This window comes from Arthrobacter sp. Y3221160 (genome assembly GCF_059092585.1).
The window spans coordinates 706,889-725,552 of record NZ_JBNHHU010000001.1; the positions used below are offsets into that span (position 1 = coordinate 706,889).

Annotated in this window: 13 protein-coding genes; 7 read left to right on the forward strand and 6 right to left on the reverse strand. The window is 69.4% G+C overall.

Translation table 11 applies throughout. From position 1 onward, the window contains the following. Window positions 1-22 precede the first annotated feature (22 nt). The gene (locus AC5RWG_RS03255) at window positions 23-529 is read right to left on the reverse strand and encodes a flavin reductase family protein (protein ID WP_494166398.1); all 507 of its coding nucleotides are present in this window, start codon (window positions 527-529) and stop codon (window positions 23-25) included. A gap of 193 nt (window positions 530-722) precedes the next feature. Between AC5RWG_RS03255 and AC5RWG_RS03260 the strand changes: the two genes are divergently transcribed. Beyond that, on the forward strand, window positions 723-2,018 hold the full coding sequence (locus AC5RWG_RS03260; protein ID WP_494025712.1) for an ATP-grasp domain-containing protein: 1,296 nt from the start codon (window positions 723-725) through the stop codon (window positions 2,016-2,018). Window positions 2,019-2,214: 196 nt separating this feature from the next. After that, window positions 2,215-4,251: a CocE/NonD family hydrolase gene (locus tag AC5RWG_RS03265; protein ID WP_494166399.1), complete on the forward strand. Its 2,037-nt coding sequence runs from the start codon at window positions 2,215-2,217 to the stop codon at window positions 4,249-4,251. Between the two features lie 91 nt (window positions 4,252-4,342). On the opposite strand, the gene surE is transcribed toward AC5RWG_RS03265, so the two are convergent. Next, on the reverse strand, window positions 4,343-5,125 hold the full coding sequence (gene surE / locus AC5RWG_RS03270; RefSeq protein WP_494166400.1) for a 5'/3'-nucleotidase SurE: 783 nt from the start codon (window positions 5,123-5,125) through the stop codon (window positions 4,343-4,345). Next, a complete protein-coding gene (locus AC5RWG_RS03275) occupies window positions 5,122-6,105 on the reverse strand; it encodes a PfkB family carbohydrate kinase (protein ID WP_493999984.1) in 984 nt (327 codons plus the stop codon). The genes surE and AC5RWG_RS03275 overlap by 4 nt, the downstream gene beginning before the upstream one ends. Window positions 6,106-6,488: 383 nt before the next feature. Between AC5RWG_RS03275 and AC5RWG_RS03280 the strand changes: the two genes are divergently transcribed. Beyond that, window positions 6,489-6,938 carry a hypothetical protein gene (locus tag AC5RWG_RS03280; RefSeq protein ID WP_493999985.1) on the forward strand — a complete coding sequence of 150 codons (450 nt, stop codon included), beginning with the start codon at window positions 6,489-6,491 and terminating at the stop codon, window positions 6,936-6,938. A 24-nt stretch (window positions 6,939-6,962) separates the two neighbouring features. Here the strand turns inward: AC5RWG_RS03280 and AC5RWG_RS03285 are convergent, their stop codons facing one another. The 3 genes from AC5RWG_RS03285 to smc are packed head-to-tail and all read right to left on the reverse strand — an operon-like array spanning window position 6,963 to window position 12,066. Then, window positions 6,963-7,664 carry an esterase/lipase family protein gene (locus AC5RWG_RS03285; RefSeq protein ID WP_494073791.1) on the reverse strand — a complete coding sequence of 234 codons (702 nt, stop codon included), beginning with the start codon at window positions 7,662-7,664 and terminating at the stop codon, window positions 6,963-6,965. Further along, window positions 7,661-8,437 (reverse strand): alpha/beta fold hydrolase, encoded by a 777-nt coding sequence (locus tag AC5RWG_RS03290; protein ID WP_494166401.1) that lies wholly within the window; start codon window positions 8,435-8,437, stop codon window positions 7,661-7,663. Before AC5RWG_RS03290 ends, AC5RWG_RS03285 begins: the two co-directional genes overlap by 4 nt. Window positions 8,438-8,454: 17 nt before the next feature. Beyond that, window positions 8,455-12,066, reverse strand: a complete 3,612-nt coding sequence (gene smc / locus AC5RWG_RS03295) for a chromosome segregation protein SMC (RefSeq protein ID WP_494166402.1) — start codon at window positions 12,064-12,066, stop codon at window positions 8,455-8,457. A gap of 215 nt (window positions 12,067-12,281) precedes the next feature. Here smc and AC5RWG_RS03300 point away from each other — a divergent pair, with 215 nt between their 5' ends. The 4 genes from AC5RWG_RS03300 (at window position 12,282) to AC5RWG_RS03315 (ending at window position 18,635) form a co-directional block, all read left to right on the forward strand. Continuing rightward, window positions 12,282-13,292, forward strand: a complete 1,011-nt coding sequence (locus AC5RWG_RS03300; RefSeq protein WP_494166403.1) for a glycosyltransferase — start codon at window positions 12,282-12,284, stop codon at window positions 13,290-13,292. Between the two features lie 155 nt (window positions 13,293-13,447). After that, entirely contained in the window at window positions 13,448-14,794 is a 1,347-nt protein-coding gene (locus AC5RWG_RS03305) for a hypothetical protein (protein WP_494166404.1), read from the forward strand. A 179-nt stretch (window positions 14,795-14,973) separates the two neighbouring features. Then, complete coding sequence (locus tag AC5RWG_RS03310; RefSeq protein WP_493999991.1) at window positions 14,974-15,999, forward strand: 3-oxoacyl-ACP synthase III; 1,026 nt, start codon at window positions 14,974-14,976, stop codon at window positions 15,997-15,999. Beyond that, window positions 15,993-18,635, forward strand: coding sequence for an alpha/beta fold hydrolase (locus tag AC5RWG_RS03315; RefSeq protein ID WP_494166405.1), 2,643 nt, complete (start codon window positions 15,993-15,995; stop codon window positions 18,633-18,635). The genes AC5RWG_RS03310 and AC5RWG_RS03315 overlap by 7 nt, the downstream gene beginning before the upstream one ends. The last annotated feature ends 29 nt before the right edge of the window (window positions 18,636-18,664 follow it).

The following is an 18,664-nucleotide window of genomic DNA, read 5'->3' on the forward strand; positions in this document are numbered from 1 at the left end:
GGGTGGTTGGCGCCGGAAATCCCTAGGCGGGGTGGCCGGCGTCGAGATCCTGGACGTCGCTGAACGACAAAAGGTTGGTGATGTCGCCGCCACGGGTCTCAAGCGGGGACAGCAGGAAACCGGTGTGGTCGCCGAGATCGACTTTCTTCACGACGCGCCCGACCATGACGCGGGCGGCGTCCGCCAGCAGCGGAACATCCTCCGGTCCGGGCAGCCAGTCACAATGCGCGAACTTGTCCACGTCGTCGCCCGTCGCGGTGCCGAACAGTTCTGCGAGCGCCCGCTGGCCGCGCCCGAGCACGTGGACCGCCAGCACGCCTGCCTCCAGCGCCACGGGATGGGTGCGGTTCTGCTGCGAGATGCACACCAGGAACAGGGCCGGCTTCAGGCTGCATTGCGTGGCGAAACCGACCAGGCAGCCGGACCGCTCGCCTCCGGCCCCCGCTGCCGTGACGATGTACATCGGATAGTCGAAGCCCCGCACGAAGTCGTCCATCAGCTGCCCGGTTGTTGCCTGTTTCTGCGCCATGCCCACATCATGCCGTACTGGACGCCGATGCCGCCGCCGGACGCCCTGTTGGTCCGGATGCCGCCTTGACGGCCTATCCGGTGCATGGTTGTGTCGAAGTTGTCCCCCCAACCAATCAACCAGCGCGTCCCCATGACCTTTCGCCCCTCGCACCGGCCGATGAGGTTCATCACCAAGAACGGGAGGCACTAATTTGAAGAACGTATTTATCCTCGGACTGACCGATTTCCAAGCCGGCGAGTTGCAGACCGTCCGCGGCGCCGAGAACTACACCTTCCACAGCCTGCTCGACTACGACCGGCTGGTCCGCGAGAAGGACATCGACTTCACCGCCTTGCTGGACGCGGCGCGGCAGCAACTGCGCGAGTTTGACGGCAGTGTGGACGCCATCGTCTCCCACTGGGACTTCCCCACCAGCGTGATCGGGCCGATCCTGGCCAAGGAATACGGAATCGCCGCTCCCTCCCTGGAGAGCGTGCTCAAGTGCGAGCACAAGTACTGGAGCCGGCTGCAACAGCGGGAATCCATCCCCGAGTGTGTCCCGCAGTTCGCCTCCTTCGACCCGTTCGACGACGATGCGCTGCAGCAGATCGACATTCCGTTCCCCTTCTGGGTCAAGCCGGTGAAGGCGCACTCGTCCAACCTCGGGTTCCAGATCCGGAACGAGGAGGACTTCGACGAGGCCATCCGCGCGATCCGCGCGGAAATTGCGCAGGTCGGCGACGCCTTCAACGAGGTCCTGCAGATGGTGGACCTGCCGCCCGAACTGCAGGACGCCGGCGGCAACACCTGCCTGGCCGAACAGTTCGTCACCGGCACCCAGGCCGCCCCCGAGGGAACCATGTTCCGCGGAAAATACAACGCCCACGGTGTGTTCGACATGCACAAGGACGCCGCCGGCACCAGCTTCGAGCGGCTGGACTACCCCGCCAACAGCGTGCCGGAGTCCGTCCAGCAGCGCATGATCGACCTGTCCGAGCGGTACCTGCGCCATGTGGGCTTCGACAATGGCTGCTTCAACGCCGAGTTCATGTGGGACGAGGCGGAGGACCAGCTCTGGCTGATCGAGGTCAACACCCGCATCTCCCAGTCCCACAGCGACTTGTTTGCGAAGGTGGACGGCGTCTCCAACCACGAGGTCGCCATCGACATCGCGTTGGGTGTCGAGCCGTCGATGCCGCACCGCAAGGGCGAATTTGCCGTCGCTTCCCAGTGCATGGTCTTCCACGACGAGGACGCCATCGTGACCCGCGTGCCGGACGAGCAGGACACGGCGCGGCTGGCAAAGCAGATCCCGCACGCCAACTTCACGCCGCAGGTGAATGTGGGCGACCGGCTCTCCGAACTGCCCAACCAGGACAGCTACCGCTACGTCATCGGCATCCTGTACCTCGGCGCCGACGACCGGGAGCAGCTGGTGCAGCGCTACGACGCCGCCTTGGAAGCGCTGCCCTTCGAGTTCGAACCCGTCGCCGCCGCCTCCCGATAAGCCTGTGCCGACCCGGGCAGACTCCCGTCATCCCGCCCGCCTCCGGCCGCCGTCACGCCGCCTGGAGCCGCCGCGGTCTGCGAGTCTCCCCGGGTCCCCGGGTCGTGGGAGCCCGTGCGGCTTGCCCCCGCGGCCGCCCTGCAGGCGATCACCAACCGCCGCCGCGGCGGCGGCAGAAAGGAGCAATGAGCACTGCATGAACATTGTTGAAAGCTTTCCGCACGACGTCCGTTCGATCGAAAATGTCTTCATTCCCATGCGCGACGGCGCCCGGCTGGCCGCGCGGATCTGGATGCCGACCGATGCCGAGGATCGGCCGGTGCCGGCCATCCTCGAGTACATCCCCTACCGCAAGCGGGACAACTCGCGGGGCCGCGACCAGCTGAACCACCCCTACACGGCCGGCCACGGCTACGTCAGCGTCCGGGTGGACATGCGGGGCAGCGGCGACTCCGACGGCGTGCTGGTGGACGAATACCGGCCGCAGGAACACGAAGACGCCGAAGACGTCATCGCCTGGCTGGCGGACCAGCCCTGGTGCGACGGCAACGTGGGCATGATGGGCCTCTCCTGGGGCGGATTCAACAGCCTGCAGATGGCAGCCCGGCAGCCGCCGGCGCTGAAGGCGATCATCAGCGCCTCGGCCACCGACGACCTGTACGTGGACAACATGCACTACATGGGCGGCTGCCTGCTGGCGGACAACCTCTCCGAGGCCACCGTCATGTTCGCGTTTAACAGCCTGCCGCCGGACCCGGAAATCGTCGGCGAGAAGTGGCGCGAGATGTGGCACGAGCGGCTCTCCGGCAGCGGACTCTGGCTGGAGACCTGGCTGGAGCACCAGACCCGCGGCGACTATTGGAAGCCGGCGTCGGTCTGCGAAGACTATTCGCAGATCAAGATCCCGGTCATGGCGGTCGGCGGCTGGGCCGACGGCTACACCAACGCCATCTTCCGGCTGATGGAGAACCTGGAGGTACCGCGCAAGGGACTGATCGGACCGTGGGGGCACAAGTACCCGCATCTGGGCGTGCCCGGCCCGGCCATCGGGTTCCTGCAGGAAACGGTGCGCTGGTGGGACCACTGGCTGAAGGGCAAGGACACCGGCCTGATGGAGGAACCGATGGTCCGGGCCTGGATGCAGGACGCGGTCTCCCCCGAACCGTCCTATGAGGACAGGCCCGGCCACTGGGTCGCCGAACCGTCCTGGCCGTCGCCGAACATCGAGAACCAGCGGTGGCAGCTGGGCCGCTACGGGCTGTTCCCGGAGGGCTCGCCGGTGGAGCCCGGCGGCAGCGTCGACCTGCTTTCGCCGCTGAGCGTCGGCATGTTCGCCGGCAAGTGGGCGTCCTACGCGGCGCTGCCGGACCTGCCGTCCGACCAGCGCGAGGAGGACGGCGGCGCGCTCGTCTACGAGACCGACCCGCTGGAGGGCGACGTGGAGGTCTTCGGCCGCCCCGTCGCCGCCTTCGAGGTTGCCGCGGACAAGCCGGTCGCCCAGCTGGTGGTCCGGCTCTCCGACGTCGCACCGAACGGCGAGGCAACGCGGGTCACCTACGGCCTGCTCAACCTGACGCACCGCGACGGCAGCGAGCATCCGGAGCCGCTGGAACCCGGCGAGCGCTACCGGGTCGAGATACCGCTCAACGGCCTGGCCCAGTCGTTCCCGGCCGGGCACCGTCTGCGGCTCTCGGTGTCGACGTCGTACTGGCCGCTGGTCTGGCCGTCGCCGGAACCGGTGACGGTCACCGTCTTCGCCGGCGGCACCCTCGACCTTCCGGTGCGCAAGCCGCGGGCGGACGACGGCGAACTGCGTCCCTTCGCGGAGCCGGAGACCGCCCCGGAGCTGGAGACCACGCTGCTGAACCCCGGCAACCACCACTGGCGCACGATCCGCGACCTGGAGGCCGGCACATCAACGGTGGAGATCATCAACGACCAGGGCCGGTTCCGGATCGACGAAACGGGCACCGACATCCGGCGCGTCACCAATGAGTGGTACACCTCCCGCGGGAACGACGTGAACTCCGTCCGCGGCGAAACCCAGACGGTGCGCCGCTACGAACGCGGCGATTGGCGGGTCGAGGTGCAGACCAGGACGGTGCTGACGTCGACGCCGACCGACTTCGTGGTGAACGCGCAGCTGGATGCGTACGAGCTGGACGAGGTAAGCGGCAACCCCCGCGTTTACTCGCAGAACTGGCAGCGCAGCATCCCCCGGCAGCTCGTCTGACCAGGGGGCCGGACATGCAGCCGGCGGCGCACTAAGAAAAGGGAGGCCAGGATCCATCCGGACCCTGGCCTCCCTCATGGGGTTTTCGCGACTACCACTGAACCCTGGCCATGGTGGCCGACAGCTCCGGGATCTTGCTCTCGGTGACCGGCTGGATTCCGGTGACCGTGGCGAAGCCGGCGGCCAGCAGCGCGAAATCGCTCTCCGGCGGGGCTTCCTCCTGGCTGTCCGCGATGGCCAGGCGCAGGTCCTCGTCGCCGCGTTCGGCCAGCGTGGTCTGCACGATGCCGAATTCGGCCAGCGTCGCGGACCGGTATTCGGGCAGCCGGGTGCCGTCCACGTTGGGCACGTTGAGGTTCAGCACGGTTCCGGTCTGCTGGTCCATCAGGTACGGCAGCAGCCCGGTCGCCAGCCGCGCCGCGGTGTCCCAGTTCAGCTGTTCCGGCTCCAGCCCGGTGTCCAGCGACACGGCCATCCCGCGGCCGCCGTTCACGCCCGCGGTCAGCGCGGCGCCGACCGTGCCGGAGTGCAGGATCACCCGGCCCACGTTCGCGCCGCGGTTCACGCCGGAGAGCACCACGTCCGGGCCGTCCCCGAAGGCACCGTGCGGCGCGATCATGGCAATGAAGCCCGGCGTGCCGTGCACGGCAAACGCCGCCACGGACTCCAGGCCCTTCAACGTGCGCCGCTCGATCCGGATGCGGCCCTCGTCCTCCCGGGCCGTAATGGACGCGCTGCTGCCGCTGGCTTCCGCAACCGGCGCCGCGATCGTCACGTTCAGGCCGGCCTCCAGGACTCCCGCTGCCAGGGCGTGCAGGCCCGGGGAGTCGATGCCGTCGTCGTTGGTGATCAGGACCATCTTCGGCTTGCTCATTGTTCTTGAACCTTCCGCGCCAACTCGTCGGGGCTGATTTGCCGTCCTGCTGCCTTCCCGCCGCCGTCGTAGGGCGAGACCGTCACCAGCTTGGTCAGGTTCCGAATGGCGCCCTCTTCGCCGGTGCCCAGGCCGTGGCGGGTCACGTTCAGCGCGCCGGCGGCCGTGCCCAGCACCACCGCCTCGTGGATGGTGCCGCCGTCGGCCAGGGTCGCGGCGACCCCGGCGGTCAGCGAGTCTCCCGCCCCATGGGTGTCCACGCTCTGCATCTCGGGGACCCGGATCTCGCTCAGGGCGCCGTCGTGCAGCATCAGGGATGGAAGGTGTGCGCGGGTGACAATCACCGTGCCGGCCCCCTCGTCGTGCATGCCGCGCATCGCCTCGATGATCGCCTCGGGTTCGTCCGAGGCGGCCCGCCCGCTCTCGGTCAGTTCGTCGTCGGCGATTTTGGCCACGCTTACGCCTCCGGCGAGCGCGGCGGTGAGCCGGTCGCCGGTGAGGTCGGTGATCACCCGGCAGCCGGCGGTGCGCAGGTCGGCGGCAAGCCTCCGGTAGACGTCGTGCGGCACGGCGTCTTCGCGGACCGCGCCGCTGAGGATCGCCGTGCCCGCCTCGATCCCGGCCTGCAGGGTCAGGCCGTAAAGTTCGTCGAGCTCATGCCGCGTCAGTTTTTCCCCGGGGCTCTCGGCGATGACCTCCCGGTCGCCGCCGCGCCGGTCATGGACGTACGCCGCGCTGCTGCCCTCGCCCTTTACCGGGAGGACCTTGACCCCCTCGTCGGCGATCAGATGCCGGATCACGCCGCCGGCTTCGCCCGAGAACGCGGCGCACATCGTGACGGACGCGCCGAGTGCGGTCAGCATCCGCGCCTGCCAGACGCCCTGGCCACCGGCGTGCAGGTGGATATCGGCGGTGCCCTCGACGTCCTCCACCGTCACGGTGAGCACGGGCGAGGGAGCGAAAATAACTACGGAGCCCATCGCGTGCCTCCCTCGAACGATCCAGCCATGTTGCCTCCTTTTTTGTTGCCCCGGGGCAGCCGTCACGGCTGGGCGGCTGCCCGCTCGCATCGGTAGCCGACCACACTCCCAGCCTCCTGACCCAGGGCGTGCGCACCTGCGCTTCGCCCGGCCGTTTGCCTGCAGCCCGGGAGGGGTCGATTCTGGTTTCGACACTAACGCCCAACCGGGGCACGGACAATGGGCGCTCGGGCGGTAGCGGTCCGCCCGTGGTTCCCGTTAGGGTGGCTCGGAGCCGGTCCCCGCGGCAATCTTCCGGCACCGGATAAGTCCCGGCACACCGGAGCACCGGTGTGCACGGACAGATGGCCCGGGGAGCCGACGGGCTGAAAGGAAGAGAAGAAGTGCCTGCCTCCACTCCCGCAGCATGCAAAGCCCGCGTTGCCGCCGTCGCGTTGCTCACACTGCTGGGCCTGGGACTGGCCGGCTGCAGCGCGCCGGACTATGAGGGGCCTTACGACCGCGGCTTCGTCAACACGCTGGACTCGCTCGAGGGAAAGTCGGTCACTGTGACCGGGGCGGTGGAAGAAGTGGTCGCGCCCGAAGCCTTCACCATCGCAGACCCGGCGGACCCCGCCGTTGAACCGCTGCTGATCATTTACGACACCGACCTCGACGACCTGTCGCCGGGAGAGCCAATTCGAATCACCGGGATCCTCCATACGGTCCTCAATCTTCCGTATCTGGACGACGAAACCGGCACCGGCCCGGACGACGCGGTTCTTGCCCCATGGGATCGGAAGCCGTATATCAAGGCTTCCGTCGTCACCGCTCCGCCCTCCGCTGGCGACTAGGCGCCGCAGCTTGCATCGGGCCGGTTATTCCGGCGTCGCGCCGTCCAACACCCGGTCGATGATGTCCCGGACGCGGTCCTCGGCAATGATCGTGAAGTGCCCGCTGGTCTCGAGCCGGATGTTGGTTGCGCCCTCGATCCGGCAGCCGCCGGGAATGTGCGGGTCGAAGGCGCTGTAGACGGACACGATCCGGTGGTTGACAGCCAGGTTGGCCAGCAGCCGCCGCAGGACGCGGTTGTTCGGCGCGAACGCCCGGACCATCGGCGTCACCGCGAAGGACGCGTAGCGGGAGCCGGAAAACGGCGTTCCGATCGCCACCATGCGCTTCACCCGCGCCCCGGACTCCGCGCCCGTCATCACGTATTTGCCGATCAGTCCGCCCTTGCTGTGCGCGATGATGGTCACGTTGTCCAGGTCCTGCCCGCGCAGGTAGTCGGCGACCAGCCCGGCCATCCGTTCGACGCTGCCCACGTTGAAGCCCAGCGGCTCGATCACGTGCACCGGATGCCCGCGCCCGTGGACGTGCTCGATCAGCGGGCGCATGAACTTCCAGGACTCGTAGATGCCCGGAAGTACGACGACGGGGTCCGCCGCGCGGGTTCCGGCCTCCCGGTACCGCGCCGGGCCGGTCCGGTCGAAGAGTCCGCGGACCTGCCGGCGGCCGATGTAGGCGTAGTCCAGCAGCCAGGCCCGGCCCAGCCGCAGTGCCGGGAGCAGACGGTTCATTGCCGGTCTATGACGGCAGCATCGTCGAAGCCGGCCGTGGCCAGGCACAGGCGGGCCACCGGGCCGGGTGAACGGAACATCAAGACGTGCGCCTCGCCCGGGATGCTGTCCACGATCGTGCCCGGGCAGGCAGCGGCCAGTTCGCGGCACCAGTCCAGCGGCACGATCGGGTCCCGGTCGCCGCGGACGATGCGCACCGGCACCTGCACCCCGGCGATCCGCTGCTCCAGCTTTTGGTCGAGCATGGCCGGCAGTGTCTTCAGGAACCAGCGCGGCCCGCAGCGCAGGTAGTCGGTGGCCTCGATCATGTCCACGGTCAGCGGTTCCCGGAACCCGTCCTGGAGCAGCCGGAGGCCGTGCTGCCAGGCCGTGCGCTCGCGGCGGTTCGCCGTCGGCGCCAGCAGCACCAGCGCGGCGGCGGTGTGCGGGTGGTGCAGCGCCATCTCGACGACGATCTGGCAGCCCATCGAGTGGCCCACCAGCACGGCGGGGCCGATGTCCAGCCAGCCCATGGCCGCGTCGACCAGCCCGGCGAAGTCCACCAGCGAAAGTGCCCGGTCGGGTTTGGCGGTTCCGCCGTGGCCGGGCAGATCGACCAGATGTACCGTTCCGTGCCGGGTCAGTTCAGCCGCGAGGGGTTCGAAGTAACGTCCGGAGACGCCGATGCCGTGTACCAGCACGAAGTCCGTGGGCCCGGAGCCGACGGTCCGGATACGGACCTCGCATCCGTCGATGGTCAGCAACTGGGCTGTCTCGCCCGGTATTCCCGCCAATTCGCCTGCCTTTCTGCTCAGTCGACCAGGGCCTTTGCGTGTTCCAGCCGCTGCGAGATGACGGTGGTCACGCCGTCGCCGCGCATCGTTACACCGTACAGCGCGTCGGCCACTTCCATGGTGCGCTTCTGGTGGGTGATGACGATCAGCTGGCTGGATTCGCGCAGCTCCTCGAAAATGGTGATCAGCCGGCCCAGGTTGGTGTCGTCCAGCGCCGCTTCCACCTCGTCCATCACATAGAACGGGGACGGCCGGGCCTTGAAGATCGCCACCAGCAGGGCCACCGCGGTCAGCGAGCGCTCGCCGCCGGAGAGCAGGGACAGGCGCTTGATTTTCTTGCCGGCGGGCCGGGCTTCCACGTCGATGCCCGTGGTGAGCATGTCCTCCGGGTCGGTCAGCACCAGCCGGCCCTCGCCGCCCGGGAAAAGCCGGCCGAACACGCGCTCGAACTGCACGGCGGTGTCGCGGTAGGCCTCGGTGAAGACCTGTTCCACCCGCTCGTCGACTTCCTTGATGATCTCCAGCAGGTCCTTGCGCGTGGCCTTGAGGTCCTCCAGCTGGGTGCTCAGGAACTGGTGGCGTTCCTCCAGCGCCGCGAACTCCTCGAGCGCCAGCGGGTTGACCTTGCCCAGCGCGGCCAGGTCGCGCTCCGCTTTCTTGAGCCGCTTCTGTTGCTCCTCGCGCACGAACGGGACACCCTCGGCGACGGCGTTGCCGTCCTCGTCCACCGGCGCCCGCAGGGCGGCCCACTTGTCGTTCGACGCCGCGGTGGCGACCGGCACCGGCTGGTCCGGCCCGTATTCGGCGATCAGGTGGTCGGGGGTCAGGCCCAGCTCCTCGATGGACCGGGTCTGCAGGGCCTCGATCTTCAGCCGCTGCTGGGCCCGTGCCAGCTCGTCGCGGTGCACCGTGTCCGTCAGCTCGCGCAGTTCGGCGGCGAGCGCGTCGGTCGACGAGCGGACCGTGGACAGCTCCGCCTCCCACGCCGCGCGCACCTCTTCGGCCTCGTCCCGTTCCCGCTCGGCGAGGTCCACCGAGACGTCCAGCCAGGCCAGTGCCTCCCGGGCGCCCTGTGCGACGGCGGCGGCCTTGGCGGCCTGGAGCCGGCGCTTGCGGGCGCGCTCGGCGGCCTGCGCCCGGGCGTGCCGTTCGGTGGCGGCGGCCCGTTCCAGCGAGGCCGCCCGGTTGCCGATGGCCGTCAGCTGTTCCTCGCCCGAGCGCAGCGCCAGCCGCGCCTCCATTTCGACCTGGCGTGCCCGGGCGGCCGCCGCGGCGAGCGCGTCCCGCTGTTCGGTGGACGGTTCGGCGTCGGCCGGGGCATCCTCGGCGGCCTGTGCCGCGGCCAGCCGCGCGGTGATGTCGGCCAGCTTCTGCTGTTCGGTGACGATGTTGGCCTCGGCGGCCTGCACCAGTTTGGCCAGCCGTTCGCTCTCCCCGGTGGCGGAGCGCAGCGCCGAGCCCAGCTGCCCCAGGCGTTCGGCGACCGCGGCCAGCCGGGCGTCGGACTCGTGCAGCTGCTCAAGGGCGGCCTCTGCCCGCAGCCTGGCCTCGTCGCGGCGCGAGGTGGCGCCGGCGATCGCGAACTTGGCCCGCTCGGCCCGGGCCGTGGCGGCTTCGAGCCTGTGCATGGTCTCGTCCACCGCTGCCTGGACCTCCAGCAGGCTGGGGCCGCCGGCGGACCCGCCGCGCGCCGAGCAGGCGGTAAAAATATCCCCGTCCCGGGTGACGGCGGTCAGCGCCGGGTCGGCCGCGATGACCCCTGCCGCCATCGGGAGGTCCGCCACGACGACGGCGGAGCCCAGCAGCGTGCGCACCGTTCCTTCGACGCCCCGCTTGGCCTGGACCAGGCCGGCCGCGGGGATCGCCCCGTCCGGGAGTTCCGCCCTGCCGCCGGCGCTTCCGCCCGCCGGCACCGGGGCGCCGGCGATGAGGAGGTCCACCTGGCCGGCGTCGTCGGCCTTCATCAGTTCCAGCGCCCGGACGGCGGCGTCGGGGTCCGCGACGGCGACGGCTTCGGCCAGCGGCCCCAAGGCTGCCGCAATCGCCGCCTCATAGCCGGGCTCCACCGTGATCAGGTCCGCCAGCGGGGCCAGCACGCCCTCGGTTCCGGAGGCCAGCAGCAGCTCGCTGCCGTCCCGCCGGTTCAGCCCGACTTCCAGCGCCTCCTTGCGCGCGGCGAGGGCGTCGCGTTCGCGTTCGGCCTCGCGTTCGTCGGCCCGCAGCTGCTCCAGCTCCGCCTCAATGACGGCGAGCTCGTCGCTGGCGTCCTCGTACGCGGCGTCCAGGCCCTCTTCGCCCTGTTCCACCCCGGCCACCTGCGACTCCAGCGCGGCGAATTCGGCCTGCGCCTGGCGCCGGCGTTCCTCGCCCTCGCCGATCGAGGCGCGGAGCCGGCCCAGCTCGGCCTCGGCGGACTCCACCCGGGACCTGGCTGCCCCCACCTGGCCGGCCAGCCTGGCCAGTCCCTCGCGCCGGTCCGCGGCGGCGCGCAGGATGCCGGTCAGCCGCTTTTCCTCGTCCTCGGCAGCCCGTTCGGCGGCGGCGCGGCCTTCGATCGCGTCGTCGAGTGCGGCCCGGCGGTCCTCGAGCTCGAACTCCAGCTCGGCCTGCTCCTCGCGGACCTCGGCCGCCTGCTGTTCCAGGACCTCCGGGTCCCGCCCGCCCTCCGGTTCCCGGTCCGCGGAACCGAGCAGCCGCCGTCGTTCATTGGCCAGGCCGGCGAGGGCGCGGAAGCGTTCGCGGGTGGACGAGAGCTGGTACCAGCGCTCGCGCGCGGCATTGAGCTCCGGGGTGGCTTCGGCCGCCAGCCGCTCCAGCTCGGCCAGGCGCCGGCGCCCGGACTCCAGGGTCTTCTCCACCTCGGCCTGCCGGGTCTTCAGCGCGGCCTCGTCCGCCACTTCCTGGGCCAGGGAGGTGCTCAGCTCCACCAGCTCGTCGGCGAGCAGCCGGGCCCGGGCATCGCGGACCTCGAACTGGACCTGCTGGGCCCGGCGGGCCACCTCGGCCTGCTTGCCCAGCGGCGTCAGCTGCCGGCGGATCTCGCCGGTGAGATCGGTCAGCCGCTGCAGGTTGGCCTGCATGGACTCCAGCTTCCGCACCGTTTTTTCCTTGCGGCGCCGGTGCTTGAGAATGCCGGCGGCTTCCTCCACGAAGCCCCGGCGGTCCTCCGGCGTCGCGTGCAGCACCTTGTCCAGCTGGCCCTGGCCGACGATCACGTGCATCTCCCGGCCCAGCCCGGAGTCCGAGAGCAGTTCCTGGATGTCCAGCAGCCGGCAGCTGCTGCCGTTGATGGCGTATTCGGAGCCGCCCGTGCGGAACAGGGTGCGGGAGATGGTGACTTCGGAGTATTCGATCGGCAGGGCGCCGTCGGCATTGTCGATGGTCAGCGACACGTGCGCCCGGCCCAGCGGCGGGCGGCCCGCCGTGCCGGCAAAGATGACGTCCTCCATCTTGCCGCCGCGCAGCGTCTTGGCGCCCTGCTCCCCCATCACCCAGGCGAGGGCGTCCACCACGTTGGACTTTCCCGACCCGTTCGGACCGACCACGGCGGTGACGCCGGGCTCGAAGTCGAAGGTCGTCGCCGACGCAAAAGACTTAAAGCCCCGCACAGTCAGAGATTTAAGATGCACGTTGTGTCTCCCGCGGCGGACGTTTTCCTTGCCTCAATCTACCGTGCCCGCCGCGAATACACGGGCACGACGGGCTTGTCGCGGTGGACAAACGTGTGGAGCGGCCGGCGTGTGCAGGTGCGCGCATCCCGGCGGGCGGGGTGGCAACCTTGTGTAAGGGCCACGGAGAACTACCCTGAAGGCCAGTCCACGTCCGGTGAGGAGTGCTTTCGCCAGTGTCAGATCCAGCCCGTCATCCAGGGCAGCGCATTGCCGCCATTGTCCCCTGCCACAACGAAGAACAGACAGTCGCCACCGTCATCCGGGATCTGGAGCTCGCCGTCCCGGGGATAACGGTCTATGTCTACGACAACAACAGTTCCGACCGGACCGCCGAGCTGGCGCGGGCCGCCGGCGCCATCGTCCGGACGGAAACGCGCAAGGGCAAGGGCAACGTCATCCGGCGGGCGTTTGCCGATATTGACGCCGATATCTACGTCACGATCGACGGCGACGACACGTACGAGGCAGCGGACCTGCCACGCCTGATCGACGCCCTGTTGGACGGACCCTACGATCATGTGCTCGGCGTTCGTGCCGACACGTCGGAAACCGGGTCGTACCGCCCGGGGCACGCCATGGGGAACCGGATGTTCAACCGGGTCGTCAGCGTCCTCTTCCGATCCCAGGTTTCGGACATGATGTCGGGATATCGCGTCTTTTCGCGCCGCTTCGTTAAGTCATTCCCCGCCGTGTCCAAGGAATTCGAAATCGAGACCGAATTCACGGTGCACGTCACGTCACTGCGGCTGCCGCAGGCCGAGGTCGAGGTCGGATTCCGCCAACGGCCCGAGGGGAGCGAAAGCAAGCTCAATACCTATTCGGACGGCTTCAAAATCCTGTCCCTCATCTTCGAGCTCGTCCGGCATGAACGGCCGGCCCTCTTCCACGGCATCATCGCCGCGGTGCTGGCACTGGCTTCGCTGGGGTTGGGGGTGCCCGTGATCGTCGAGTTTTTCGAGACCGGCCTGGTGCCCCGCTTCCCGACGGCGATCCTGGCTGCTGCCGTGATGGGCCTGGCGGTACTGGTGGGTTGTATCGGCATCATCCTCGACGGCCTAAAGCGGGGACGGCATGAAGCAGCGCGCCTGGCATACCTGCGCCTGGAGCCGCCGCAGCACCGGCAGGATGCAGGCGGGGCGTGGGCGGACCCGGCCCACGCGCGTCTGGACGGGACGAACACGTGAGCGATGCATCGGCACGTTCCCCCCGTGCCCGGGCCGGCGGCCCGAGGGGTGTGCGCACCGCTTGGACTGCGGCGGACTACGGGTGGCTTACAGTCTTGGGCGCCTCCGCTTTCCTGGCCACGGCTTTTCTGTGGGTGGCGAACCACCCCGGGCGGATGACGAATGATTCCGCCCATCAGCTCAAGCAGGTTCTCGGCCTGATTCCGCTGGACGACTGGCACCCCGCCGTCATGACCGTCGGCTGGACAGGTTTGTACAGGCTGACCGGCGACGTCGGCTCGCTGGTGCTGGTGCAGGTCGCGGTGACGTTCAGTGCCGCGCTGCTCTTGGCCATCTATCTTCACGATCTCACCCGCAGCCGGCTCATGTCCTCGCTCGCCCTCGCGATTCCGTTGCTGCCGTTCACCATCACGTTCCTGGGCGTGTTGTGGAAGGACGTGCACATGATGATCGCGTTCTTCAGCGGCACCGTCCTCATCCTGCTCGCCGAGCGCTTCCCGAGGCTCCGGTATCCGTTGCTCGCCCTGTCGCTGTTGTTCCTGCTGTACGGAGCGATGGTCCGGAAAAACGCGTTCTTTGCGATCCTTCCCCTCGTCTTCCTCCTCTACCGGGCCTGGCGGAACGCATCCCCCAAGCGGCGCAGGCGGCTGACAGCCAACCGGCGACGCGTGCGGGGCGGATATGTCGTGGCCGCCGCGACGTTCCTGGTGTTGATACTGGGCACGGGCGCGGCGTTCAACGCCGCATTCCAGCCCAAACCCACCGGCCAGCTATCCCAAGTCTTCCTCGACGACATCATCTTCACCGTGCCCGCCGAAGAGATAAGGGACGCGGATATCCCCCAGGAACTGGAAGACAAACTGCTTGCCGCGGGCGAAAAATGCCGGGCCGAAGAAGCTATTTGGGATGCCTATTGGAAGTGCTACGGCCGTGGGGCAACCGGCAAATCCTTTGAACCGATCGCTTATCAGTCGGAGGTCCGGGACCTGTGGATTGATGAAGTGGTGACGCATCCGGCCCGCTACCTGTACTACCGCGCCGAGACGTACGCCCGGTTCCTCTTCACCAGCAAGCTGGAATTCGTCGGTACCGGCGCAGAGGTTGTCCCCGCTGAGTACCGCGTGGAGCCGTCGAAGGCGGACAACATCCTCTACGACTACGTGGTTGAGTTCGGCCTGAAGACTTTTCCCTGGTTTTTTAAAGCCTGGTTTTGGCTCGCCGCCTCGATAGCGCTGATCGTGGCCCTCCCCAAGGCACGGCACCTGCGGCCGCAGGTCGCGGCCCTGGGCTGGTCGGCGCTCCTCTACCTGGCGGGATACTTCCCCATTGTGCCGGCAGCCGACTACCGCTACAGCTATTGGCCAGCCGTCGCCTGCACACTTGCAGGGGTGCTCTTTCTGGCGGACCGCCGCTTAAACAACAAGGGAATTCCAAAAGATTCCAGCCCGCATCCAGGTGGATCCGAACGCCCCCTCGAATCACGCTCCGGGGCCCCCGAGTAACGTCTGCAAGGCGATCCGAGGCACGGGCAAAGGCAGCCGGAGAGACAATGACCACACACGCATGCCATTCTCTGCATGTGCGGAACGCTGGTTCGGGGTGCATAGTTAAGAGTTCGGGTACCAATGGGGGATTCTCCGTGTACAGGTGAACGTCCCCGAAGACGAATAAAGGCTGGATATTGATCGGTAACGCGACGTTTCGACATGACAACACGGCGCTGCTGGCCGTCTCGAGCGTGGAGGCCCCGGTAGCCGTCACTTCCGCCGACTTCGACGACCGGCTGGCACCCAGCCTGAAGCGCCTGAAGCTCTCCCGGAAGCTGCTGGAACGTGTTGCCGGCGTGACCGAACGCCGCTGGTGGTCGCCCGGTTCATCATTCGACGACGCCGCCATCGAAGCCGGCGCCAAGGCCCTCGCCGAGGCCGGCGTGGAGCCGGGCCAGATCGGCCTGCTGATCAACACCTCCGTCACCCGCAAGAACCTTGAGCCGTCCGTCGCGGTGAAGATCCACCACGGGCTGGGGCTGCCGTCGTCGGCCATGAACTTCGACCTGGCCAACGCCTGCCTGGGCTTCGTCAACGGAATAACGCTGGCCGCCAACATGATCGATGCCGGGCAGATCAAGTACGCGCTGATCGTCGCCGGCGAGGACGCGCAGCCGACCCAGGAAACCACCTTCGAGCGGCTGAACCACCCGGATTCCACCCGCGCCGACTACCTGCGCGAATTCGCCACGCTGACCCTGGGGTCCGGGGCCGCCGCGGCCGTGATCGGCCCCGCCGACGCCCACCCCGGCTCGCACCGGATCCTCGGCGGCGTCTCCCGCGCGGGCACCGAACACCACGAACTGTGCGTCGGCGGGCCCGCCGGCATGTTCACGGACACCAAGGGCCTGCTGGAGAACGGGCTGGAACTGGTGGTCAACGCCTGGCACGAGGCCCACCGCGACGGCTGGAACTGGACGGCCATGGACCGGTACGTCACGCACCAGGTCTCCACCTCGTATACCAACGCGATCATCAAGGCCGTCAACCTGGTCCGCGAGCGTGTGCCGATCACCTTCCCGAAGTGGGGCAACGTGGGGCCTGCCTCGCTGCCGATGACCCTCGCCCAGGAGGCCCAGACGCTGGGCACCGGCGACCGCGTGCTCTGCATGGGCGTGGGCTCCGGCCTGAACACCACCATGATGGAGATTGCGTGGTAGACACCCCCCTCTGGCCCGGCGTCGACCCGGCCTGGTCCCGCCGCGTCCGCGTTCGCTCCACCGCCGCCGTAGACCAGGCCGGCAGCGCCCACACCTGGCACCTCCTGGACAACGGCCCGCAGTTGGCCGAACGCGGCATCGAACCAGCCGGCACCCTGCTGTGCGTGCACGGCAACCCCACCTGGTCCTACCTGTGGCGCAGCCTGCTGGCCGCCGCCGGTGACGCCGCGGCCCCGTGGCGCGTGGTCGCCGTCGACCAGCTGGACATGGGCTTCTCCGAACGCACCGGAAGCTTCCGCAGGCTCGAGGGCCGGATCACCGACCTGGGCGACCTGACCGCAGAACTGGGCATCACCGGCCCCGTCGTCACCGTCGGACACGACTGGGGCGGCGTGATCTCGCTGGGCTGGGCCACCCGGCACCGCGACCAGCTCGCCGGCGTCGTCCTGACCAACACCGCCGTCCACCCCGCCGGGTTCGGGCTGCCCGCCCCGCTCAAACTGGCGCTGCACCCCGCCGTGCATCGCTGGGGAACGACGACGTCGGCCGCCTTCCTGCGCGTCACGCACGCCTTGGCGCATCCTCCGTTGGCGAAGGACGTCAGGGCCGCGTTCATGGCCCCGTACCGGTACCCGGCCCGCCGCACCGGGGTGGGCAACTTCGTGGCCGACATACCGGCCGACGAGGCCGCGCCCAGCTGGGACGCGTTGAACGGGGTGGCCGAGGGCATCCGCAGCCTGGACGTTCCGGCGCTGATCCTGTGGGGCCCCAGGGACCCGGTGTTCTCCGACCGCTACCTGCGCGACCTGCTGGACCGGCTGCCGCAGGCCGATGTGCACCGCTTCGAAGGCGCCGGGCACCTGCTCCCCGAAGACCGCGACATCGCCGGCCCCGTGTTCACCTGGCTCGACGCCGCCGTGGCCGGCGGCGGGCACGCGGCCGCCGCCCAAGGGCCGCGGGTTGCGGCCCCCTTCCGCTCCATGCTCGCCGAACTGGACGAACGCCGGACCGACGACTCCCCCGCCGTCGTCGACATGGCCCCGCTGGGCGCGGCGGCGGCAGGAAAGCGGACGCTGTCCTGGGCCGAGCTCGCCGGCCAGGTGGACCTGCTCGCCGACGGCCTGGCCGGGATCGGCGTGAAAGCAGGCGACCGCGTCAACCTGCTGGTGCCGCCCGGCATCGAACTGACCAGCCTGATCTACGCCTGCCTGAAGCTCGGCGCCGTTATCGTGGTGGCGGACGCCGGGCTGGGACCCGCCGGCCTGAGCCGTGCCATCAAGGGGGCCGGCCCCCGGTTCATCATCGGCATCGAACGTGCCTTCGCGGCCGCGCGGCTGTTCGACTGGCCGGGCGAGCGGATCAGCGTGACCGAAATGGGCGGGGCCAAGCGCCGGCTCTACGGGGTCGCTTACACCGTGCCCGAACTGCTCGAATCCGCCGCCGCTGCTGCGGCTGGCCCGGCCGGCGGCCGCGCCGGGCGCACCGCCCCCGAGCCCGACGACGACGCCGCCATCCTCTTCACCTCCGGCTCCACCGGGCCGGCCAAGGGCGTCGTCTATACGCACCGCCGGCTGGCCGCCATGCGGGACACCCTTAAGGAGACCTACGGGCTGGAAGCCGGCACCTCGCTGGTGGCCGGCTTTGCGCCGTTCGCCCTGCTGGGCCCGGCGCTGGGGGCCACCTCGGTGACCCCGGACATGGACGTCACCGCGCCCAAGACGCTCACCGCCGCGGCCCTGGCCGATGCTGCCGCGGCGGTCAGCGCCACCGCCGTCTTCGCCTCGCCGGCCGCCCTCGCGAACGTGCTCGCCACCGCCGACGGCCTCAGGGACGAACACCGGGTGGCCCTGGCCGACGTGAAGCTGCTGCTCTCGGCCGGCGCGCCGATCCCCGAGCCGCTGCTGGCCAAGGTGCAGTCGCTGATGCCGTCCGCCCAGCTGCACACCCCCTACGGCATGACCGAAGCGCTGCCGGTGACGGACATCAGCCTGGCGGAAATCCGCGCGGTCGGTTTCGGGAACGGCGTCTGCGTCGGCACCCCGGTGGCGGGGGCCACGGTGGCCATCGCTGCGGTGGCCCCGGACGGCAGCGTGGCGGAACTGCCGACGACCGACCCCAACGTCACCGGGGAGATCCTCGTGAGCGCCCCGCACGTCAAGGACCGGTACGACCGGCTCTGGATCACGCAACGGCACAGCGCGTCCGTGCCCGGCTGGCACCGCACCGGCGATGTGGGCCATCTCGACGCCCACGGGCGCCTGTGGGTCGAGGGCCGGCTGGCGCACATCATCACGACGGCGAACGGCGTCGCCACCCCGGTGGCCGCCGAGCAGGCCGCGGAAACGCACGACGGCGTCCGGCTTGCCGCCGTCGTCGGCGTCGGTCCCGCGGGCGCCCAGGTCCCGGTCGCGGTGCTGGAGACCGCGCCGCCGTCCTCGAAGCCGGACACCGCGCCGTACGCCCTCGGCGCCGAGGTGCGCACCGCCGTCGCCCGCGCCACGGGTCTGGAGCTGGCCGCCGTCCTGGTGCTGCCCGAGCTGCCCACCGACATCCGGCACAACTCCAAGATCGACCGCGCCGGGCTGGCCGTGTGGGCCGGCAAGGCGCTGGCCGGCGGACGGATCACCGCACCGTGAGCGCAGCCGAAACCCGGACCGTCCTCGTC